Source organism: Ruegeria sediminis, from assembly GCF_005938215.1.
In the GTDB taxonomy this organism is placed as follows: domain Bacteria; phylum Pseudomonadota; class Alphaproteobacteria; order Rhodobacterales; family Rhodobacteraceae; genus Ruegeria; species Ruegeria sediminis.
In genome coordinates, this window is sequence record NZ_VCPD01000003.1 from 293,810 (window position 1) to 315,057 (window position 21,248).

The window sequence follows — 21,248 nt, forward strand, 5'->3', positions numbered from 1 at the left end:
AGTTAGTTGACAACTTCACCGAAGTCGGGCCCGCGGACCAGAAAATCCGCAGGATCCCGAATTGCACGTGCCGGGGATCAGGCGGCCTGCGCCTTGCTGCGGCAATAGCACGAGGCGTGGATCGGCACCGTGGCCCGCGCCGCCGCCTGATCGAGCTGCAGCTTGATGTGAAGGGCCTCGGTCTTTTCGCCCCTGCGCACAAGGCATTCGTGCAGGCCGTGCAAGCTCCAGATGTTGCGCGGATGCTGGCAGGCCCTTGCGAGCGTGTTGTCGAGGCCCAGATCGGCGCGGTAGACCGCCTCGGCCTCGTCGAACCGCCCGTCCTCCATCAGCAGCGCGCCCAGGGCGTGGCGGGTCGGCTGCATCCAGCCCCAAGGTTCGTCATAGATCAGGCTGTCGTCGAGTTCGACCGAACGGCGCAGATGCGCCAGGCCGCCCTCGCGGTCGCCGGACTTGAAGTCGATCTCGCCGTCCATCATCGCCTCGCCGATCATCAGCACGTTTTCGGCGGTGTTGTTGAAGACCAGGCGGCTTTCGGGAACGTCCTTGCGGGCCTGGACCGCCACGTCGCGCTCGGCCCTGGCCTCGGCCATCCGGCCCAGATTCGCCAGCGCCACCGCGCGGGCCTGGTGCATGGCGGCGGTGGTGTAGCTGTAAAGCTCGCGGTCGCCGGGAAACGGCTCGTCGAGGATCTCCTGCCACATGCCGAAGCGCACCATGACGTGGATCTTCTTGCCGTAGAAGGATTCGAAGAGGTCCGGGAAGAAGCGGATGACGTTGTCGGGCAGCATCCGCATCAGTTCCTCGGACGCGGCGAGCGCCTTTTCCGGCTGGCCGAGGAACATGGCGCCGTAAGCCTCGAAATGGACGTTGTGGACGCGGTAGACGGTGTAGAAGTTCTCGCCCCCCGCCACGGCCTCGTATTTCTTGTCCACCTCGGCGGCGCGGCGGTTGCGCGAGACCACGTTCTGATAATCGCCGCACAGCACGTCGATATGGGTGGCCATGTGCAGCAGATGCCCGCTGTCGGGGACCAGTTCCAGCAGCCGGTCGCCGTGCCGCAGCGCCTTTTCGGGGGTGGGCGACATCTCCATCAGGTGGATGTACATGTGCAGAAGGCCGGGGTGGTCCCAGGCGCCGGGCAGGGTGTCGATCGCGGTTTCCAGCACGGCCTGCGCCTCGGCCGTCGAGGCGCCTTCGGCGGGTTGGCCCCTGGGCAGATCCCACAGCAGCCAGGGGGTGCGGTTCATCAGTGCCTCGGCGAAGATGCAGGCGACATCGAGATCGTCCTTGTGATCGGCGTAGACCTTGCGCATCGAATCCGAAAAGGAATCGTTCCACGGGCCGTAGTCCTCGATCCCGGGATCTGTCGGAAAGCGGTGGGCGAGGGCGTCGATCAGGGCCGCTTCGAGCGGGGTCACCGCGTCGCGCAGCGCCAGGGCGGATTCGATCGCCCGGTGGGCGCGTTTCAGGGTCTCCACCCGTTCTTCGGGCTCGAAGAATTCCCACGGCTTGTTGTAGTTGGGGCCGATCGCATGGGCGACGCCCCAATGCGCCATCCCGCAGTCGGGGTCCAGTTGACGCGCCTTTTCGAAACAGTCGGCGGCGGCCTCGTGGTTGTAGCCGTAAAGCCAGATCAGGCCCTGGTCGAACTGGTGCTTCGCTTCGGGCGAGGAGATGGTGATGTCGCGGCGGTAGGTGCCCAGATTGAACTCTGTCATCGTGAGGTTCCCCCTTTCGTGAGCCGACCATCGCAGGCGCGGGCAGATGCGCGGCGTTCTTTCGGTCGGGCGCAGGATACCACAAATCCGGCGGTTTCGGGGCGGCTGGCCAACCTTGCGGAACATCGGCGGCAGAACCGGCTTGACGTCGTAAATCCGATGGATTAGGTCACGGTTCTGCTGAGCGGGCGTTGTGTAGTGGTAAGACCTTAGCCTTCCAAGCAACGTTTTTAGATTTCCCTGACATTCCTGTGGTTGCCAAGTCATTCACTTTATGTAAGAAAATTGTGCACGGTCATTCCTGCTGTTTCCGTGTGTTTCAATCCAAGTCCGACAAAAAGCCGACAAAATGCCAAGGCTCACAGAGACCTTCGCCCGCAAGGTTCCGCAGACAAAATCGGGGACCAGCAAACATTGGGACAATGAGGTCAGAGGCCTCGTCCTCTTCGTCGGGAAGCGGTCCAAGACCTGGTATTTCCAGAAAGACGTGGGCGGGCAAACGCGGCGTATTCTGATCGGACGGTTTCCGACGATCTCAGCTGATGTCGCCCGCCAAACAGCCATGGGCTTTGCCCTGGAATGGGGCAGGGGTGCCGGCAAGAATCTCCAAATTGGCGCGCCCACTTTGAAGGAAGCGCTGGAGGTCTATTTGGCGCGCCCTAAGCTCCGATCCGATACGCATAAGCTGACTATGCGACAGCAGTTCGAGCTTCATCTCAAGGATTGGTTACGCCTGCCTCTCGATGAAATCACCAAATCGATGGTCGTGGAACGGCACAGGTCACTTGCCGCGACCCCATCGGCGGCCAACCATCTTTTGAAGTACTTTCGTACGGTCTGGAACCATGCTCGTCGTGTGCATGAACTGCCGGAATCTCCGACGATGGCAATCGAGTGGTTTGAAGAGCAGCCGAAGGGGACGATCATCGAGGATCTGAAGGAATGGCGCCGCGAAGTGGACAACCTCCACAACCCGATCCACAAGGTCTTCTACGAGTTGATCCTGTTCACGGGCTTTCGCAAGACCGAAGCCCTGACGCTGGAATGGAAGAATGTTCGCGAGGATCACATTCACCTTCCCGTGACCAAGAACGGGCGCAGTTTCGATTTTCCGATCACGCAGATTCACCATGAAATCCTGGCGCCGGTTCGAGGCCTGAGCCGTCAGTGGGTGTTTCCAACGCCCAAGTCATTGACGGGCCACATCACTGGCCCGGAAAAGATCACCTGGTCTCCGCACGCGCATCGGCGCACCTTTGCGACGGTGGCCATGGAGGCGGGAATTCTGGAAGAGGTTGTTGGCCGCTTGCTGAACCACACACCTTTGTCCATAACAGGTCAACGGTATGTGAAACCCAGTCTGGATGCCCTGCGCCCGTCGATGGAGACGACCTGCAGGGAAATCCAAGACCGAATAGAATCTGTAAAGAACAATGAACGCTGATACTGCGCGCTCGAAGGATGGGTGAGATGCAGAAATCTATGGAAGAACATCAAGAAGAATATCGCAGACAGTATCGCGCCGTACGGCCTATACTAGAAAAGCACTTTGCTTCGGTTGATCCGCAACGCATTCCGGGCATCATTCAACTCTTCCTAGCCGAAAAAGAAGTCGCTCTGTACGAGAGTTGGAATCGTGATCAACAGAAAAATCACCTGTCGCGCCTGCGTGCCCAGCTTCGGCTGGCTGCGGAGAGCCTGTCCAATATCCACCCGGGCGTTTTGGTTGAGGTCGAGGCGAACCTGACTTTGCCACTTGAGGTCTTGAACGGAACCTACGACCGCAAAACTTGCGCGGAAGAGGTGTTTGAACGGGCTCCCAGTTTCGCCGAGGTTGATACCGCCAAGCAAGTGTTTCGTGGCTTGATGTCCTTTTCGGAGAATATCGACAAGGCGATAAAATACACACAGGACGAATTGCCCGTTGGTATCGCGACCGGGAATCGGAACATTGGCGCCTGGAAGGTTGTGGAGGCCGCAGTTGAAGTGAGCCGCAGATACCCTGACAAAATGAACGTGCCCAAAAAGATGAACGGTTCGGGGCCACTGCGCCGATTGCTTGTCGATCTTTTCGATCTCTACAACATCAATGCAAACGTGGACGCTGCGTTCAACGGTTGGGTCGAACATATAGATAGAAATCGTGAATTTTTGGATTTGCTACCCATAGATTAACATCACGAAAACCCCCCATTTTGGTGACAGGAAATCAAGGTGGAGAAAAATATTGGAGCAAGTTTACCTTACCTCCAAAGAGGCAGCGAACTACACTAACTTGAGTGAAAGCTATCTGGCAAAGCTTCGGATGTACGAGAAGGGACCCCGTTTCCTACGGGTTGGCGCTAGGGCTATTCGATACCTGAAGGCCGATCTCGACGATTGGATGACATCTGGGTGCAGGTGAGCAGTGTATCGGCAAGGTGTCGTCAATGAGATCCGTTCCGATCAGCACAGAATTTCCGTAAAACTTTAACGGATCCCGCCGACTAGCACACAGAATTGTCGGGGCTTGGAAACCAGCCCATCAACATATCGCTGGAGAGAATGATGCTGACTTCAGAGTTTAGCAAAGGGGAGAGCTATGTCTCCACTCCCCAAGCCGAACCCACCCCATTGTTCGGAGAACTGAGGGCCTCAGAGCCGGTTCCCTGGGATGCTTTGGGGCGTTTGGCAGAAGTGGTCAGGGCTATCTCAACGCTAACGCAAGCCCCCGAGGCGATTGCGATGCAAAGCGTTCTGATCGTTGTCAGTTTGGCCACCCAGGCACACGCGGATGCGGAGTTTCTTGTTGGGTCTGTCCCGTTGAGTTGTTTCGCACTGACCGTGGCTCAGTCAGGTGAGCGGAAATCGGCATGTGACCATCTGGCGTCAACTGCGATCGAGCGCATCGATCTGGAACGTGGTCGGAAATATCGTCTTGAAAAACGCGAATTTGAAGCGGCGAAGCTGGCATTTCAGAAGGGCAACAGGCGTAAATCGAATGATGACTTTGATGTTGTCGACGATGACCACACAGAACTGGACGCAGACCTCCCGCCTGAACCCCCAATCTATCCCGCTAGCCGGATCAGCGACCCGACCATCGAGGGGCTAATACGCCAGTTGGAAATTGGTTGGCCTTCCGTTGCCGTGATGACTGATGAAGGTGGCCAGTTCTTTGGCGGGCACAGCATGAAAAAGGAAAACGCGCTCAAAACCGCCGCAGGGTTTTCCAAGCTTTGGGATGGAGCCACACTTACCAAAAGCAGAGCATCTGCCGAACCCATCCAGCTAAGCGGCAAGCGCGTGTCGCTGCATCTGATGATCCAACCTGGCGTCGCGCAGAGTGTGGTTGGCGATCCCATAATGAAAGACCAGGGATTGCTGTCGCGGGTTCTTATCGCCTGGCCCGAAAGCAAGATCGGTTCAAGGGTAATTCGCAAAAGCGAGGCTCGCTCGGCAGAAGAGACCGAAGCCAAATCTGTTTTGGCCGCGTTCGATAAACGCATCACTGAACTCTTGAATGCGGACCTGCCAATTCATCCGGGGACACGGGCTGATTTGCAACCGAGGGTATTGGCATTGTCCGAGATGGCGCGGAAACAGCTTGAGGACTTCTACAATCGGGTCGAGGAGGCTTCAGGAAAGGGGCGGGCATTTGAATACATGACGGGCTTCGCCGCGAAGTCGCCTGAAATGGCCGTTCGGATTGCCGGGATCCAAACCATCTTCGCTGATGAAAACGCCGCCGAGGTCACCGCCGAGGCAATGGAAAACGGCATCGGGATGATGGAGTGGTACCTCTCAGAAATGTTGCGCATCACCGATACCGGTCGGCCGGACAAAGAACTTTGTGCAGCAGAAGAGCTGCGGTCCTGGGTTTGCGAGAAGTGGCACGAGGATTTCATCGACAAGCGCACGATGATGAAATACGGCCCTGGGCATCTGCGTGACGGCAACACCCTGACGCGCTGCATCCAAATTCTCGAGGAGCACGGTTGGCTCGTACGCGAAGCCGGAAAGCAAGTGATCGGCGGCGCCATCAGTCGTACGTATTGGCGGGTTGTTCGTTCAGGTACCACAAAATGAACCCGGCTGGTATCGCCTGCATCAGGGCATGTTTTGAAAACGCAGAAGAGATTTTTCCGGTAGGAGATCCTCGCACCAGGGAGGGGGACGGTCGGTCAACCCCATGGAGACGTTTGCCGCAAATGCCGCAATTGCCGCAGCAACAACAGCCTGCACCCAAAACTTTGACCGATTGGGAAGACGCCTTCGAGGAGCGGGCTGCCATCATGGAGTATGACGGTGGCTTGCCGCGACCATTGGCTGAGTTTCTCGCTGGGCGCTGGTGCGCGCGACGTGGAGCAAAAAGCAAATGACCAATCAGCTCGACGTTGAGGTCGTTCTGAAAACATCAATCTTTTGGGGAGCCTACCTCGTCTCTGGCCCATTCCAGCCTAACCTAGCGGTCGGATAGTCGTCTATTCCCGCGACGCGTTTCGGTTAGATGCAAAGACACGCAAACTCAGAAAGCCAGAGGCTGACCCCTTGCTCTCACCAGCTCGATATTCGTGCCCGGTGGCTTCGGATTGGGAGTGGGCTGGAGGGGGCTGTTCTCGTGTGTTGACGGCATCATGTATCATTTGCTCGGTTTTCTCGGCCTTTGGGCGCCTTGAGTGGCACTGGACTTTTGCCAGCTAAAAACCGTTACCAAAAAATAGAAGCTCTCAGCCACGCTCGATAGGGCGGCGTCCCAACCTCATCCATTGCCGCTCTACGTGCCTAAGGCCCCTCACCAAGCCAAGCATATACCGCACTTACTACGAAATGATGGCGGCTGCCGGAATACCTGAATAGCCAGGCTTTGTGCGAGTGTTTTTCTCCGACAGGCTCTGAAGATCCAAGGTGCGGCGTCGCACAGTGAAGGGAGTACACTTTATGTCGGAACGTACTTGTAGCGGTCCAAAACCGTTGCGAGTTGCAGCATGGATAAGCGCTCGTAAGGGGGACTATTTCAGGTCTGCAGCCATTGAGCTGTCCCGGAGAAAATCGCGAACACTGTCATAACCAACCAATAGAATACCGGTAAGAACGACGAGCAAAATAACCGGCAGAAGCGAGATCTGCATGACCAGAACGCCGTAGAACACGCCCACATATACCCCCGCCAGAGCAACCACCTGCACAACCCAGAGAACCAAACTCCTCAATGCGATCGCTTCTTTCTGCCTGGCCAGGTACAGCATGCGCTGACGCTCCGTCTCGCTCATCTCCAGCACAACGGCCCGTGCCGCTCGTCGAACACCTTCGCTTGCGGTGATACCCGTCCGGCTGGCGTCGAGATAGGTGTCGATGAGAAATTCCAGCTCTTGGCTGGATGGAGCAGAAAGAGTCATGTTGGTGGATCCTGAAACAATCCATTTTGAGCAGCGAGCTAACAGCTTTTCTCAATCTTTCGACCCATACAGCCCCATGTCTGAGGCAAGACACACTACCGTTGCCCACTTGCCATAGAAACCGGCGAAGAGTTGCCGGTCGATACTTCGGCGCAGCAAAATCCCGCACAAAGGCAGTGTACCTGGCAGACCCTTTTGGGCGGTGAGCCGCGGCGATCATCCGCGATTTTCTGAAGTGGAGCGTTTCGCGTCATGGACGCGTGCTTCCTGGTAGGTCTGCACACTGTGTGAGTTCGTGCTTTCAGACTTGCCGCGTGCTTCCAGAAAAGCTGCATTTTCTCCTTCCACACGGCGGGTGAACCTCGACGTTGCATTGGCTTCACGTGCCGCGCGCGCACGCAGCATAGTTTCTCCACTTCCGCCATGGGCTCATAGCGGACCTGCGGCAGCGCAGCACACCCAAACCTGGTCCCTATGGCCGTATCGCCGGACAGAACCGTCATTAACGGAACTACCGCAATGCATTTTTCTGGCGCGAGATGTCTAGCATCTCTAACTTGGGAAGAGTGATACAATCCTTAGAGAAACGCCGTGCAGAATAGTTCAGATAGGGAAAGCCTTTTGGCCAACCTGAACAACGCTCAAGCGCGCGAGGCAGCAAGCCGGGAGATTCTCGACCTAGTCAACGAGAGCCGCGGTGACCCCTATCCGGTGTTCTGCGCAATCCTGAAGCACGCATCGAAGCTGTGCAACGCTCCTATGGGCTTGCTTGGGGTTCTCAATCAGCAGCGGACACATATTGAAATAGCCTCGCACCTCGGCGCACGCACTGACTACTTCGACTTTCTCAAAGAGAACCCGCCTGCATTTGAACCAAACCAATTTCTCGCTGCTCAAGCGATGCAGACACTTGAAGTGCTTCAAGTGGAAGATGTTGCCGATGCGACGATCACCGGCTCTGAAATGCGGCATCGCCAGGAAGCCGTCGAAAAAGAGGGAATGCGCACAATTCTCTTTGTACCCATGCAATTGAATGGCTTGGCATTGGGCTGCATCATTCTGTATCGGCGTGAAGTTCAGGCATTCACTGACCGAGAGGTTGATCTGGTCGAAGCATTCGCATCTCAAGCTGTCACCGCCATAGAGAATGCGCGTCAATTTCGAGAGGTGCGGACGCGGCTTGAGCGGGAAAAGGCATTACGTAAAATACTGCATACGATCTCGCAGTCGCGTGATGACGAACAACCAGTTTTCGAGGCGATCGTTGAATATGCTCGGCGTCTCTGCGATGCAGAATCTGCAGTGCTGGTATTGGGGAAAGAAGGCGATGCCTGTCAGCGCTTAGCCGCGCATCGTGGACTCCCCGATCATATTGCCCAGATGTACGATGAGCAGGCGTTCAGCATGGACCCGACCACTGCATTGGCGCCAAGGGCCATCCTCGGCCGCCAGGTGCTCAACATCCCGGATATGGCAGAAATCCCTGAATACCGGGCTGGGGACGAACGGTTCGTCGCGCTGGTTCGGGATTTTGGTGCGCGCTCGAACATTGTGGTGCCGCTGATTCTCGATGGCACTGGCATTGGGGCTCTTTTCCTACCAAGGGGTGAAGTCCGGCCCTATGACGCAGACGAAGTGGCCCTAGTCGAAAGTTTCGCCGCACAAGCCGTTATCGCCATTCAGAACGTGCGGCAGTTCAGCGAGTTGCAGGCCAGATTAGAGCGTGAAGTGGCGACGCGGGACATTCTGGAAGTCATCAGCCAGAATCGGGACGATGATGGCCCAGTGTTCGACCTGATCACGCGGAGCGCGGCGATACTATGTGGTGCACCGGTGTGCACGTTGTGGCGCGTCGAGAATGGCATTATCCACTACTGCGCCAGCTATGGCGTCCACGGCGAAGCCCTCGCCGAGACGGAACTGACGCCAGCAGAACCGCTTGCCGACAATACTTTGACTGGCCGGGTTTTCCGCTCTCGAGCGGTCGCCCGGATCGACGATGCTACAGACGAAAGCTATCTTGACTACGAATGGGTCCGGGCGCGGGGCCTGAAGTATCTGATAGGTGTACCTATCTTCGTCCGCGGCGAAGTGTGGGGCAGCATCAACCTCATGTGGCCGCCCGACCGCCTCCCCCGTGACTCGGATACCCAACTGGTCGAAGGCTTCGCCTCCCAGGCCGCCATCGCCATCGAGAACGTGCGCCAGTTCAGGGCGCTGGAGGCGCTCAATGCCGAATTGGGCGACCGGGTGCAAGCCCAGGTGGACGAGATCGAGCGCATGGGGCGCCTAAAGAGGTTCCTGCCGGCGGCGGTGGCAGATACAGTCATTTCGTCGGGGTCTGAGAAGATGCTGTCGAGCCATCGGGCGCTTCTGGGCGCGCTGTTCTGCGACATCCGGGGCTTCACCGCCTTTTGCGAGACGGCGGAGCCGGAGGAGACCATCGAGGTTCTCCAAACCTATCACGAAGAGATGGGAAAGCTGATCAACGCCCACGAGGCGGGAGTTGATCTGCGGATGGGGGATGGCATAATGGTGCTGTTCAACGATCCGCTGCCCTGTGACGACCCTGCGGGCGAGGCGGCGCGGCTGGCGATCGCCATGCGCGCTCGGATGGTGGAGCTTTGCATGCAATGGAAGCGACTGGGCCACCGGCTAGGCTTCGGTGTGGCTGTCTCCCTTGGCTATGCGAACATTGGGATCGTGGGGTTCGAGGGGCGGTTCGACTACACGGCTTCCGGCACACCGATCAACCTAGCGTCGCGTCTCTGCGACGAGGCACAGGATGGAGAGATCCTTCTGAGTCCGCGGGCGGCCATCGCAGTCGAGGATCGGTTCCTGGTGGAATCGCGTGGGGAGTTAACGCTGAAAGGAATCCGGGAGCCAGTGGAAGTGTTCCGGCTGACCGGCATCGCTGAGGCTTAGTCAATGAGCGCTTAGGGCTCAATGCTGACCTCGGGTGCGGTGCGGCACGTGCACGATCGGGGTCGCTATGCGATGCAAGGTTCGGCCCACACCCGACCTTCACCAATTGATTGTGTGCTGCGAAGCAGCGCCGAGAAATCGGACCTTGGGATTTCCTGGGAGCTGTCTTGCCAAGCCCTGTCAGCAAAAGCTTCTGATGGCATTCTTGCTCTGACTCAATTCACCACGGGCTCTCTCAGAACACGATGCGGGCGCGCAGGCCGAAGATGGTCAGGTCGTCCGATCCCGGGTTCAGCAGCGGGTTGGAGATGTATTGGATCGACGGCGTTATCTGGAAATCGGGCGAGATGTTGAAGCGGTAGAAGGCCTCGGTGGTGAACTGTGTATCGTCGAATCCCGTTGCCTCGGCCCAGTTGAACCCGATCCCGGCAAGGTCGGTGTTGCTTCGATACCAGCCGAGCCCGGTCGACAGCGAGCGTTCGTAGAGCGCTGCCGTGCCCTCGGACCGGCCCGCGCGAAGGAACGGCATCCATGTGTTGTCGATGAACCACGCCGCGGAAAAGGCAACACCCTTGTCTTCCGCGCGGCTGCCGTCGTCCGCCTCGTCCGACTGCCAGAAGGTCAGGTGGACATTGTCGAAATAGAGCCGTTCGCCGCCGCTGGTATAGCCGATCTCGATGGACTTGAAGGTCTCCCCGGTCTGAAACACGTCGAAACTTGGCGCGCTCGGGTCGCCATTGGCATCGGCTATCGAACCGACCAAGTAGAAATTGTTTCCGAGCTTGGCCCCCGCCGCTATCCCGAGGCCGGGATTGGGTGCGTTGATGGTCGGGTTTGTGTTGAAGGCGAGGTTCTGGAACGCCGTGTAGGGGCTGACAAGACCATAGACATCGAGAAAATCGGTCACGTCGATCTGGCCGACCTGAATGGTCCACCGCCCCTCCGGGTCCCGTTGGGTCCAGAACAGGTTGGTCAGCAGATTACCGCTGTCGTTGAAGGCCGTTCCGGTGATGGAGAGTGCACCGGAGTCGAAGCCGAAGAATTGCGGGGCGACCGCGCCATAGGCCTGCCGGTTCTCAACCTTGAAGGTCAGGCTGCCAGTCTCGGTTGCCTGCCAAGAGCCGTAGAATCTCAGGATGCCGCTGCCCGCATCACCTTGCCCAAGGTCGCTGTCGCTCCACTGGCCGAGGGCGAGATAGTCGAAGTTGAAACGGAACCCGTTCTCCGCAAGCCCGTCTTTCCAAGCGAAATAACCTGGCAGGACATTTCGGGGGAAGTCGCTGCGTGGCTTCGGGTCCGAAAGGCCATCGCCGGGTGCCAGTTCGGCTTCGACCGAGGACGGACCAGACAGGCCCTGCTGTGACAATGCCTCTTCCGACAGGAGAAAGAACGCCAGCAGGGCAGCTCCGGCGATCTTGCAGAGCAACATGTTGCTCCTATTCATCTGCTGAATTCCGCCTGGATTTCAGCTGGGCACGGAGCTGTTCTACCCAGTCCGAGCTTGCGCCCTCTGCACGCGGCTTCGGCGTGAAGGCCTCCACGCTATCTGCATCCAGCCGCCACGTGGCCTTCATCGGCACGTCGCCATCGACCACCGGGAACACCCTTTCGGACGGGTCGATATGTACGCGGCCCCGGATGCGGACCGGCTGGTGCATGTAATCCGGCCGCCAGCCATCCGAGAGGCGCACCCGGATCAGTTGGTTAGGCGGCGGCGGCGGAGTGTGGCTGCACATGCCGGCCAGTTCCACCAGATACACGGTCGAGGTGCCATCCGCTTCCGGCGGTGCCGGGATCGCGAAACCGGCAAGGCTGACCTCCGAGCCATCCAGCGCCGGGTTCCCGGCATTGGCCGCTGTCTCCCGCAGGCCCGCAACGGTCCAGCGCAGGTCGATCAGGTCGTCGGCGTCGATCCCCGCTTGAGCAAGTGTCTGCAGGGCGTTCTCGAGACGGGCCTCAACCTCCGGGATCTCCTCCACTGGCGCAGACCCGCGCGCCAGTTTCTCCCGCGCGCGCACGATTGTCCGCAACAAGTCGATCTGGTCTTCGCTCAGGTTGCGGAACGGGTCATCGAACACCTGCGCCTCGGCGTCGATCAGATCGGGCCAATCGACAGAAGTGTCCGCTCCGACAATCGAGGGAACAAGGGCCGCTGCGAACACGAGCCCTGAAACGCTTGTCCAAAGGGCCGACAAGACCAGATCCAATTGTCTGCGGATTGTCACATGCATCCCCTATTCCAGAGTGTTCTTGTAGATCACGCCGTCCTTCATGATCATGTGGATGGTAGGGATGTCTCGGGAACGGGGGGCGGCATCATACCATTTCTCATTGCCACCGATCACCGAGATTTCTTCCAACGGGTTGCCATCGACGATCAGGATGTCGGCATAGGCGCCTTCCGCGATCACCCCCAGCGGGCCGTCAAGGTAGGGGTTGGCGCGGCCGGTATAGGTCATCAATTCACCCGCCCCGGAGGTCGCGGCGACAAGCATGGCGTGATTGCCGAACAACTCTGCATGGAACCACTTCTCGTAGTCCAGCTGCGCCCGCAACTGCTCTCCGGTAGCAAAGACGATGTCTGACTGGAAGGCCATCTTGGGTTTGATCGCTTTCACGTTCTCAACAAAATCCTTGGCGAGATCAGTGGAGAGCGCCAGTTTGGCCTGATTGGCCGGAGACTGGAGCCCCGGGTTCTGCGCCAGGTAGGGCGAGATGCCGGTCAACTGGGCCACGAGGAACACATTGCGGTCCTTCATCAGCTGCAGCGTCTCGCGGCTGGCGAAGAAGCCATGTTCGACGCTCTTCACCCCGGCATCAACCGCGCGGCGTATGCCCTCGTCGGAAAAGACATGCACCGCCACATATGTGTCCCAATCGGCCGCCGCGCGCACGGCCGTTTCGATCTCCTCCGGCAGATATTGAAGGGTGTGGAGCGGGTCGAGGATTGAGGCCACGCCGCCGCCTGCCATCAGCTTGATCTGCGACGCGCCTGTGGAAAGGTTCTGCCGGACGGCGGCCAGCACGGCATCCTTGCCATCGGCCACGATGGTGATGCCAAGCCGCTGTGCGTTGCTGTCATCTGCATAGGGCGGCAGGTTGGGGTTCCGCTGTGAGGCATTGCGCAGGTCGCCATGCCCGGAGGTCTGCGAGATGAAGGCGCCGCTGGGATAAATCCGCGGCCCTTCAACCAGTCCGGCATCGACGGTTTTCTTCAGGCCCGAGCCACCACCACCCATCTCGCGTACTGTTGTGAAGCCGCTGTAAAGGTACTCGGCCGCCTGATGCGCCGCACGGGGACCGATCTGATCCCAGGTGCCCGCCTCCATGCTGGCCACGCCGCCCGGCATGTTCATGAAAAGATGCGTGTGCGCGTCGATCATGCCGGGCATCAAGGTTCGCCCGGCGCAATCGATTTGTTCCGCCCCTTCCGCAACCAGCGAGGTGTCTCCAATCTCCGCGATCAGGTTGCCTTCCACCAGCACGTTGCGGCCATTCGCGAGGCTATCGGAGACCCCGTCAAAAACGTTGCAATTGGTGAACAGAATCTGGGGCCGGGCGTCCTGTGCCTGGAGGCCGGACGCGAAAAAGGCGCAGCAGGAGACTGTGCAAAGAACGGATTTCATGGTGTTTCCTCGAAGGCAGCAACAAATGGCGCGCCTTACACGGCGCGCCAGCACATGATCAAAGATTGCCGAAATAGGCTTCGCGCTTCGGGCCGGCGGGCAGGAAAGCCGGCGCGTTCTCGTCCGGCAGCCAGTTCTTGTAGACCAGCCCGTCCTTCATTACGAAATCGACGTTTTCGCGAAGCACCGCAGCGAGATCTTCCAGAGGATTCCCGTCGACGAGGATGATATCGGCATAGCCGCCTTCCTCGATCTTGCCAAGCGAGCCTTCCTTGTAAGGGTTCATCTCGCCCGACCAACTCAGCACCTCTGCCGCGTTCGATGTGGCCGTCTTTAGCGACAGGAACGGGTTCTGCGCCATCTTGTCGAACCACAGGATGTTCTCGGCCTGACGCACCACGTCGGGGCCGAACATGTCGCCGCCAGTGACGATCAGCACATCATACTCCAGCGCCCATTTGAACATCTGCTCCGCGCCCTTGTTGACGGAGCGCGCCTTGTTCTTCTGATCGGCGCTGAAGAAGGTGATGCTCTCGGGGTCGGCAAAAGCTTCAAGCGACATGACCGCCTGCGCAGAGAGCGCGACGCCCTCCTCGGCCATCCGCTTGATCGTGTCCTCGGATACGAGAAAATTGTGTTCGATCACCCGAACGCCGGCGTCGATGGCCCGGTTGACCGAGCGGTCGTGATAGGCATGGACCATGACGTAGCTACCGTAATCCTCGGCAATGTTCACGATGGCTTCCAGTTCCTCCACTGACATCTGGGTCGCGTGGATCGGATCGAACTCGCTGGCCACGCCGCCACCGGCCATGACCTTGATCTGGGTGGCCCCAGCGCGGAAGTTCATCCGGGCCGCCCGGCGTGCCTCGGTGACGCCATCAATGATATAGCCGAAGGCATGGCGCTCCAGATCATCCTGATCGCCGATGCGGTCATTGAAAAAGCCGGTGTCGGCGTGACCGCCGGTCTGGCTCAGGAAACCGCCCGAAGGAAAGATGCGCGGGCCAGGAATGCCGCCTTCGTTCACCAACTTGGCCACGCCCAGCACGTTGCAACCGGCATCGCGGGCGGTGGTGTAGCCTTGATCAAGGTATTCGAGCAGTACATGAGCCGTGTTGGCGCCCGCGGCCATCTGGTCGTAGGCGGTGCGGAACTCCGGCATGCCGTTGCGCAGGCAGAGGTGCGAGTGCATGTCGATCAGACCTGGCATCAGAGTACGCCCCTCGCCATCGACCGTAAAAGCACCGGGCGCCTCGATCGGCTCGACCGACACCTGTTTGATAAGATTGCCCTCGACCAGCACCGAGCCGTTTTCGATCAGCGTTTCGTTCACCCCGTCGAAGATATTGACGTTGCTGAACAACACCTGGCGCGGTGCATCGTCCTGAGCGAGTGCGGACCCCGCGACGAACAACGCGCCCGCAAATCCAGTCAAATTCAGTTTCATGATCACTTTCCCGTCTCGTTTTCTGGGAAAGAGGTTAGCGCCGCCCAGTCGACCGGCCATGTCATGTATGGACACCGGGCTGGGAATTTCGGGCAGAAATGACATGCAAAGCTGCTCTTTGCGGCGAAGTGCGTGTAGGATCCCGCAACAACTCCGGAGAAACATGTGACGGGAAACACTGCGCCGCTCATTCAGGTTTCAACCATGGCTCCATTTCTGCAAGCTGTGGAGAGAGCAGGATTATCCGCGATCGACCTCGGCGCTTCGGTTGGAATCACACCGGAAATGCTTTCCGATCCGTCAGCGCTCGCTCCGGCAAACTCCATCTATCGCTTTGCTGAGTTGGCGTCAGATGTGATGGGAGAGCCGCATCTCGGAGTCAAACTTGGATTGGACCCGGAAATCACCCAGTGGCCGGTGGTCGCCGATGCTTTTTTGAACTCGAGTGTTATGGTCGAGTTTTTTGCCCGATTTCTTCTCGATGCGCAGAAGTTCACGACAAAGGTGGACTTTCGCCTCCAGCTTGGCGGCGAGGTGTCTTGGTTCGAGAGAGATCGCGGTTTCGCGCCAAGTCAAATGCCGGCCCAGATTGATGCCTTCTCCGTCGGATTGTTCGTAAACCTTTTCCGAGAGGCGCTCGGCGACCGCTGGCAAGGTGCGAAGATGACGTTTCGGGTCTGCGACCCAGAGGTCGCACGGATTAAGGCAATCGGGAATTGTGCGCTCGCCAAAAGCGACGCACGAACACTTGCATTCTCTTTTCCGTCGGAGTGGCTCGTATTGCCCCTGCAGCGTCAGCAAAGCACCGAGGCCGCGACAAGGACCCCCAAACCGCCGTCAGACGCGTTGATCGCCGCAATCCGTTCCAACATCCGTCTGAACCTCGCCAATCCCGAGTTTGGTGTGCCTTACCTCGTTGAACAAATGGGGTTCAATCGAAGATCGGTACAGAAGTACCTGCGCGAGCGCGGTTCAGGCCTCGCCGATCTAATCGAAGAAGAACGAAGGAAGCTTGCTTTCAACCTGCTCGAGCAGACTGACCAATCTCTTGAAGAAATCTCCCAGGCGCTCGGCTATACGGACGTGTCCAATTTCTCACGCGCCTTCCGCCGCTGGAGCGGCGTTGCACCGTCCAACTGGCGCGAAGGCTGGCGGTGACTCTGGCGTCGCTGCCGCATTGCCCCAAACTGCTCCCCAGATTTCTGATTGGTAGAAGATCTTGCCTGTATCCTGCGCAACCAAGACAGATGTCGAGGACCAAAGGTCTGCATTGCACAAAACGCGAAAGGAACAAGCCAACCGCAGCGAACGACCGGTTTCCGCCCTGCTTGTGGCATACGCGGCAAAAACCGTCGGTTGGGTCCTTCCTGAGTCCTTCCCTCGTGTGGGCAATTCGCGCCCCGTGACCTCGGTGTGTCGCGTGCCAATGCAGGGTTGAGGATAAGGTTGTTGTTGTTGAATTGGCGACCTGCAATCAACTTCCAGAAAAAAGTCATTGGATCATAATGGGGGAGGGGGTGGGGCAAATCCCTGAAACCGCCCAAGCACCAAACCCGTCTCTACCCCCACGCGCAGATCTTTTTTTCCCGTGATGGTCGAGTTTTCGAGCAAGTCGAGGATAACAAAAAAAATTTGTTGGTCGTATCTGGTTTAGTTGGCGAGGGACGAGGAGTAGAAGAATATTACCTATATTATAGTGGCTTATGCGGTTGGTTGGCTTGCGGATGTCACTGGTTTCTCACCCAATTGGGGCGTGAGGAGATTCGAGCTGTTTTGGGAATCATTTTTCCCGACAGTCGATTGCCGAGTGTTCAGCCCCAGCTGAGTGGTCGAGTTTGATTGTTATCGCATGACCAAGCCCTTGGTCCATCGCGACGACGGTTTCCGGCGCAATCGTGAACCTCCCTGGCCTTAGCTCAGGGCACTATGTGGTCGTTTGGTGTTGTGTTCTTCAAAAATCCGTCGATCAAGATTTGTGCTTCTACAGACTGATTTGCAACAGCTTGAGGTTGAATGTGCCAACGCCGTGTTGTGAGGTCAAAGCGCCTGAAACTGATTGGTCTCCGGATCGAATGCCATCAAAGTGCCGCCACCGAGATCCTGCCAAATGCCATGCAGACGTAGACCCCGATCTGCAACAGCGCTTGCAACATTGGGGTAGGTCATGAGGTTCTCCAGCGACGTCATCACGCTGATGAACTCCAGTGCGCGCACCCGGGCTTGTGGCGATGAAAGCCCTTCTACGCGATGGAATTCATCGCCCACGATCTTCAACCAAGTCGAAAGCGCAGGAGTGACGCTGATTGAGTTGGGATCCACGGCCAGATCATGACAGGCCTTGATGCCCCCGCATTGTGAATGACCAGCAATGACTATGTGACTGATTTCCAGGACATCAACGGCATAATCGATGGCAGCGACCGTGCCATGGTGGCCCCCTTCATCGTGGAACTTCGGAACGAGGTTGGCTATGTTGCGGTGCACAAAGATATCACCCGGGTCCGCATCGAAGATCTTCGAAGTCTGGACACGGCTGTCACAACATCCGATGGCAAAGACCCTTGGGGTTTGACCATGATCGGCAAGCTCACGGTACTTTTCACTGGCTTGATCGAAGTCGGTCGCCTTCCATCTTGCGTATCCCTCAATCAAGAACTCAGGCAATGCGCTTATTCCCATGATCTCCTCCTAAGGCCTGTCATTCCACACTCGAAAACCCATGCAAAAACCGGCTGGACGTCCTCGGTGCATCGGACAGCGCGACGGTTACAGTCATTTCCCGGAAGTCATCGAAGGACTGGCTGATCAGTTGGGTATCCCAGATGTAATCGACGTCGCCTGCGCGCGGTGACATCAGGCAGCTGTAGAGCGTGCCAAAGCCTCGGTTGTAAGCGTAAGATCGCAAGGGAGGCTTCTGGAAGCTCGCGAAGAGGTCTTGCGTGGTCGGGCGATGCGTTGCCTTTGACAGGTCCTCAAGGACCGACGCGCGCTCTTCTGAGCGCGCGAGCGCCACATAGGCCTCCCACCGTTTTGCGGATTGGTGATTGGTGGCATAGGGACGCTCCAACACCTTCGCGCGCGTGCCGGGCGCAATCTCGACGGTCCTCGCATCACCTGAGCAATCATTGAGTGTGATGTTATAGGCCATGTGGCAGGGCACGTAGTTCAAGGCTTCGATGGCCTGCTGGGTGGTGTCGCAGGTCTGCAAAACATACCGCAGGATGATCGGGATACCGAAGCCGACGCCGGTGGCCCGGCTGCCGCCAAACGCGAGGCTGACTGCCAATCCGAATTCGTTGATGCCATCAAGACACCCCCAAAGGCTGTCTATCGTCGAGATGACGCGCGTATTGCCCCAGTTTGTCAGGGCGACGGTCCCCTCAAAAAGGCGCGGGCTGTAATCATAGCTGCGAAAAAGCACGGGCTGTCCGCTCGACCAGAGGCCGATCTGGCTGCACCCGGTCACATAGGCCGGTGGGCAATACATCGACAGAAACCTTGCCGCTGTATCGTCCACGCCTTGGGCGGAGATCAGGTCCTGATAGATCGCAAAGAGCTCCGGCATATGTGCGCGGAGAGATTTCTCACAGGCCACAAAAGTCTGCCGATGTGCGATCCCCTCAGAGAGATACCAACGCCGGTAAGCGGGCCAGAACTTGTCGAACGCTGCTTTCCAACGCGTATCCGCCCTGTCGTACTTGACGAAATTGAAGCTCAGATTGCGGGACATCAGATGATCTTGAACGCTCCCGGTTCCAGAATCTGCGCAGGTGAGTCCTCGAAGGGTGCAAAGGGGCGCGCGCTATAGCCGGACCGGATGGCATTGACCCAGTCCTTGGCGCGTTTCGTGAGTTTGTGGTTCTTCGACATCAACCGGCCCTTGGTGATCAGGATGCCGAGGTCCGCGCCCTCATAGCAGTAGTCATCCTTGCCCGCGATGCGCAGGAAAAAGCCTTCGGTCGCATTGTCGAGGTTCGAGCGACGCAGATCGAAGCGGTCAAGCTGCAGCTTGCCATTCGCATCGACGCGGTAGATGCCACTTTCCGGTGCGTCTTCGATTACGCCGACATCGTCTTTGGTGTATTTGATTACCAATTGCGACCAGGTGTCGATGTTTTCGGGGTTGCTCCAACGCTGGTTCACCTCGGCGATATCGATGTCAAAATCCTGGCCACTGAATTCAAGGAGGTGGAAGAGGAACAGTGGCATATCGGCGAAGGCGAAAGACGCGATGTTCGTCATGGCCGAAGCACCGGTCACGCGGGGATTGAGCTCTCCGAGCCAAACCTCACCGGTGACTTCGTCGATCAGGAAATCCAGCTCGAAATACCCGCGATAGCCGGTCTTGCGCAACTCCTCACCAAACTTGAAGGTGAGGTCGCGGGCTTGCTCAGAGATCTCCAGCGGGAAGGCATCGGGCGAGATTTCATTACCCGCCCAGCCACCCCGATAGGGTGTCAGCTCCTTGAAGCCGACGATCTCGGTCATGAGCGGGCCAACAACCGTGCCGCAACGCGTGGTGCAGGCCTCAATCGCGGCCTGACGGCATTTGATCCGCTTCATGATCTTGACCTTGCCACCTGAGACGATTTCATCTGCGTGTTTGTCCCAAGTGCTCTTGCTGGAGACAAAAAAGGTGGTGTGACCCGAGTCCCCGAAAGCGGTCTGGATCACGAGATCGGTTCCAAGGTGCTGGGCCTTCTTGCAGAGATCCTCATAGGAGGAAACGCGCGCCAGGATATTTTGAACGCTCGGCACACCCGCACGCTCGCCGATCTTCACCGTCTCGATCTTGTCATCGAGCTTGTTGCGCAGGCGCGCTTTCGGGAAAGGTATCTTGAGCTTCGCCGCCTTGGCGAGCTGTTCTGTCTGCTCGTCGAACATGAGGAAAACGCCTTGGCCGCGTTTCTTCGAGCGAATGAAGTCGAGGACGTCCTTGTTTGCGAGTAGATGGTTGTTGATCTCTTCCATGCTCTCGAACTCCTGCGCCGCATCGCGCGGGGGCACGAAGACATTTGGATGGCGCCCATCAAAGCAATCGATCAGGTTGATGAACTTGAAATTGCTGACCCAGGTGTCGATCCCGAGGAGATTGAACGGGCTGGCCCCGATGAAATAGATCGGTTGTTCGTTCCGGTGAAAAAACAATCTTGCATCTGCAACCGAAGTCAACATGACGAGTTCCTTTCTGGAGCGTTGGACCCACGGTTCAGCATGGATAGAGGTCCCGAAGGGGCATCTGCAGGGGGCCAAGCCCCCTAAGATAGGTTGTGGTGGGACCCGGTTTGTAAATGTCGAAATCGATCGACTTGTCGCGATAGGACTTGAGAGTCTGGCCCAGTCCGTTCGCGCCACGTTTGCGGCAGCGCTTAACAAGGGCTAAATCAAGTTCGAGCGGGAATACGGAATCTGCCTGTCCGGCATCGTGCAAGATGCGGCCGGTGGGGTCAGCGACCACCGAGCGCCCGATCCCACCGGCATCGAGGCCGTTTACGTCGACGACGTAGCATTGGAACATGACGGCCGTTGCGCGGGCAATGGCCAGCTCTGCATCGCGGTCTGTCGTGCCAGTCAGGACCGGATGCAACAGGACTTCGACGCCTTGGGAAACGAGCGTTCGGGTCGTTTCCGGAAACCAGATATCATAGCAAATGCTCAGACCGAAGCGCCCGACATCGGGGACGTCGAAAATGAGGAAGTTCTCACCTGCCTTGACCCCGTGCTCATAGGGGCGGAAGGGAAACATCTTGTCGTATTCTCCGACGATCTCTCCTTCGGGATTGATGACCACCGTGTGGTTGAACACGTCCTCACCCCGTTTGACGAAGTAGGACCCTGGGCAGAGCCAGACCCGATGCTTGGCCGCGAATTCGCGAAAGGGCGCTTCGATGCTCTCAGCATCCTCGGTAGCAAAACCGATCGACGGACCGTGCGGGGCAAGCTCGCTAAACAGGATCATGTCTGTCCAGGGATGGACGTGGACGATCTTGCTAGCTCGCTGCAGCATCGCAGGAATGTTGTTGCCTGATACGGACACAGGCATCTGCACGCCGGCCACTGAGAAATGAGTCATCCATCGCACCTTCGAACATGGGTGCAAGGCTGCCAGGCGCCTTGCTTTTCTTATTCTGTTAGGTGGGAAAGGGGA

17 protein-coding genes are annotated in these 21,248 nt (G+C 58.0%); 6 read left to right on the plus strand and 11 right to left on the minus strand.

The annotated features are described in order from the left end of the window. Nucleotides 1-77 precede the first annotated feature (77 nt). Nucleotides 78-1,721, minus strand: coding sequence for a tetratricopeptide repeat protein (locus FGK63_RS09900; protein WP_138841699.1), 1,644 nt, complete (start codon nucleotides 1,719-1,721; stop codon nucleotides 78-80). 349 nt (nucleotides 1,722-2,070) lie between these two features. On the opposite strand from FGK63_RS09900, the gene FGK63_RS09905 reads away from it, so the two are divergent. The 4 genes from FGK63_RS09905 (at nucleotide 2,071) to FGK63_RS09920 (ending at nucleotide 5,789) form a co-directional block, all read left to right on the plus strand. After that, nucleotides 2,071-3,165 carry a tyrosine-type recombinase/integrase gene (locus tag FGK63_RS09905; RefSeq protein WP_138841701.1) on the plus strand — a complete coding sequence of 365 codons (1,095 nt, stop codon included), beginning with the start codon at nucleotides 2,071-2,073 and terminating at the stop codon, nucleotides 3,163-3,165. Nucleotides 3,166-3,191: 26 nt separating this feature from the next. Further along, nucleotides 3,192-3,896, plus strand: coding sequence for a hypothetical protein (locus tag FGK63_RS09910; protein ID WP_138841703.1), 705 nt, complete (start codon nucleotides 3,192-3,194; stop codon nucleotides 3,894-3,896). Nucleotides 3,897-3,948: 52 nt separating this feature from the next. Continuing rightward, nucleotides 3,949-4,125 carry a helix-turn-helix transcriptional regulator gene (locus FGK63_RS21210; protein ID WP_425471845.1) on the plus strand — a complete coding sequence of 59 codons (177 nt, stop codon included), beginning with the start codon at nucleotides 3,949-3,951 and terminating at the stop codon, nucleotides 4,123-4,125. Nucleotides 4,126-4,268: 143 nt separating this feature from the next. Next, nucleotides 4,269-5,789: a YfjI family protein gene (locus FGK63_RS09920; RefSeq protein ID WP_138841705.1), complete on the plus strand. Its 1,521-nt coding sequence runs from the start codon at nucleotides 4,269-4,271 to the stop codon at nucleotides 5,787-5,789. 923 nt (nucleotides 5,790-6,712) lie between these two features. On the opposite strand, the gene FGK63_RS09930 is transcribed toward FGK63_RS09920, so the two are convergent. Then, nucleotides 6,713-7,099 carry a hypothetical protein gene (locus tag FGK63_RS09930; protein ID WP_138841709.1) on the minus strand — a complete coding sequence of 129 codons (387 nt, stop codon included), beginning with the start codon at nucleotides 7,097-7,099 and terminating at the stop codon, nucleotides 6,713-6,715. A gap of 216 nt (nucleotides 7,100-7,315) precedes the next feature. Continuing rightward, nucleotides 7,316-7,504 carry a hypothetical protein gene (locus FGK63_RS20725; RefSeq protein ID WP_171052616.1) on the minus strand — a complete coding sequence of 63 codons (189 nt, stop codon included), beginning with the start codon at nucleotides 7,502-7,504 and terminating at the stop codon, nucleotides 7,316-7,318. A gap of 216 nt (nucleotides 7,505-7,720) precedes the next feature. Between FGK63_RS20725 and FGK63_RS09940 the strand changes: the two genes are divergently transcribed. After that, nucleotides 7,721-10,024 (plus strand): GAF domain-containing protein, encoded by a 2,304-nt coding sequence (locus FGK63_RS09940; RefSeq protein WP_138841711.1) that lies wholly within the window; start codon nucleotides 7,721-7,723, stop codon nucleotides 10,022-10,024. 235 nt (nucleotides 10,025-10,259) lie between these two features. Here FGK63_RS09940 and FGK63_RS09945 read toward each other — a convergent pair whose 3' ends face one another. From FGK63_RS09945 to FGK63_RS09960, 4 genes are all read right to left on the minus strand, one after another. Then, on the minus strand, nucleotides 10,260-11,468 hold the full coding sequence (locus tag FGK63_RS09945; RefSeq protein ID WP_246043997.1) for a carbohydrate porin: 1,209 nt from the start codon (nucleotides 11,466-11,468) through the stop codon (nucleotides 10,260-10,262). Beyond that, on the minus strand, nucleotides 11,461-12,186 hold the full coding sequence (locus FGK63_RS09950) for a DUF3299 domain-containing protein (RefSeq protein WP_218961129.1): 726 nt from the start codon (nucleotides 12,184-12,186) through the stop codon (nucleotides 11,461-11,463). Before FGK63_RS09950 ends, FGK63_RS09945 begins: the two co-directional genes overlap by 8 nt. Before the next feature lie 72 nt (nucleotides 12,187-12,258). Then, nucleotides 12,259-13,650 carry a metal-dependent hydrolase family protein gene (locus FGK63_RS09955; RefSeq protein ID WP_138841715.1) on the minus strand — a complete coding sequence of 464 codons (1,392 nt, stop codon included), beginning with the start codon at nucleotides 13,648-13,650 and terminating at the stop codon, nucleotides 12,259-12,261. A 58-nt stretch (nucleotides 13,651-13,708) separates the two neighbouring features. Then, a complete protein-coding gene (locus FGK63_RS09960; RefSeq protein WP_138841718.1) occupies nucleotides 13,709-15,100 on the minus strand; it encodes a metal-dependent hydrolase family protein in 1,392 nt (463 codons plus the stop codon). A 165-nt stretch (nucleotides 15,101-15,265) separates the two neighbouring features. Between FGK63_RS09960 and FGK63_RS09965 the strand changes: the two genes are divergently transcribed. After that, nucleotides 15,266-16,258 carry a helix-turn-helix domain-containing protein gene (locus FGK63_RS09965; RefSeq protein ID WP_138841720.1) on the plus strand — a complete coding sequence of 331 codons (993 nt, stop codon included), beginning with the start codon at nucleotides 15,266-15,268 and terminating at the stop codon, nucleotides 16,256-16,258. An 879-nt stretch (nucleotides 16,259-17,137) separates the two neighbouring features. Here FGK63_RS09965 and FGK63_RS09970 read toward each other — a convergent pair. Genes FGK63_RS09970 through FGK63_RS09985 form a run of 4 tightly spaced genes read right to left on the minus strand, consistent with a single transcriptional unit; the run spans nucleotide 17,138 to nucleotide 21,173 of the window. Then, nucleotides 17,138-17,779, minus strand: coding sequence for a carbonic anhydrase (locus tag FGK63_RS09970; RefSeq protein WP_138841722.1), 642 nt, complete (start codon nucleotides 17,777-17,779; stop codon nucleotides 17,138-17,140). 19 nt (nucleotides 17,780-17,798) lie between these two features. Then, nucleotides 17,799-18,830 carry a C45 family autoproteolytic acyltransferase/hydrolase gene (locus tag FGK63_RS09975; protein ID WP_138841724.1) on the minus strand — a complete coding sequence of 344 codons (1,032 nt, stop codon included), beginning with the start codon at nucleotides 18,828-18,830 and terminating at the stop codon, nucleotides 17,799-17,801. Next, nucleotides 18,830-20,320 carry a biotin carboxylase gene (locus FGK63_RS09980; protein ID WP_281282118.1) on the minus strand — a complete coding sequence of 497 codons (1,491 nt, stop codon included), beginning with the start codon at nucleotides 20,318-20,320 and terminating at the stop codon, nucleotides 18,830-18,832. Before FGK63_RS09980 ends, FGK63_RS09975 begins: the two co-directional genes overlap by 1 nt. Further along, a complete protein-coding gene (locus FGK63_RS09985) occupies nucleotides 20,310-21,173 on the minus strand; it encodes a carbon-nitrogen hydrolase family protein (protein ID WP_138841728.1) in 864 nt (287 codons plus the stop codon). The genes FGK63_RS09980 and FGK63_RS09985 overlap by 11 nt, the downstream gene beginning before the upstream one ends. Nucleotides 21,174-21,248 lie beyond the last annotated feature (75 nt).

Excerpts from the sequence above, each read along its gene's own strand:
- FGK63_RS09900 (WP_138841699.1), bottom strand. The coding sequence starts at position 1,721 with ATGACAGAGTTCAATCTGGGCACCTACCGCCGCGACATCACCATCTCC.
- FGK63_RS09985 (WP_138841728.1), bottom strand. The coding sequence starts at position 21,173 with ATGACTCATTTCTCAGTGGCCGGCGTGCAGATGCCTGTGTCCGTATCA.
- FGK63_RS09910 (WP_138841703.1), top strand. The coding sequence starts at position 3,192 with ATGCAGAAATCTATGGAAGAACATCAAGAAGAATATCGCAGACAGTAT.
- FGK63_RS09975 (WP_138841724.1), bottom strand. The coding sequence starts at position 18,830 with ATGTCCCGCAATCTGAGCTTCAATTTCGTCAAGTACGACAGGGCGGAT.
- FGK63_RS20725 (WP_171052616.1), bottom strand. The coding sequence starts at position 7,504 with ATGCTGCGTGCGCGCGCGGCACGTGAAGCCAATGCAACGTCGAGGTTC.
- FGK63_RS09970 (WP_138841722.1), bottom strand. The coding sequence starts at position 17,779 with ATGGGAATAAGCGCATTGCCTGAGTTCTTGATTGAGGGATACGCAAGA.
- FGK63_RS09905 (WP_138841701.1), top strand. The coding sequence starts at position 2,071 with ATGCCAAGGCTCACAGAGACCTTCGCCCGCAAGGTTCCGCAGACAAAA.
- FGK63_RS09960 (WP_138841718.1), bottom strand. The coding sequence starts at position 15,100 with ATGAAACTGAATTTGACTGGATTTGCGGGCGCGTTGTTCGTCGCGGGG.
- FGK63_RS09955 (WP_138841715.1), bottom strand. The coding sequence starts at position 13,650 with ATGAAATCCGTTCTTTGCACAGTCTCCTGCTGCGCCTTTTTCGCGTCC.
- FGK63_RS09945 (WP_246043997.1), bottom strand. The coding sequence starts at position 11,468 with ATGAATAGGAGCAACATGTTGCTCTGCAAGATCGCCGGAGCTGCCCTG.
- FGK63_RS09930 (WP_138841709.1), bottom strand. The coding sequence starts at position 7,099 with ATGACTCTTTCTGCTCCATCCAGCCAAGAGCTGGAATTTCTCATCGAC.
- FGK63_RS09920 (WP_138841705.1), top strand. The coding sequence starts at position 4,269 with ATGCTGACTTCAGAGTTTAGCAAAGGGGAGAGCTATGTCTCCACTCCC.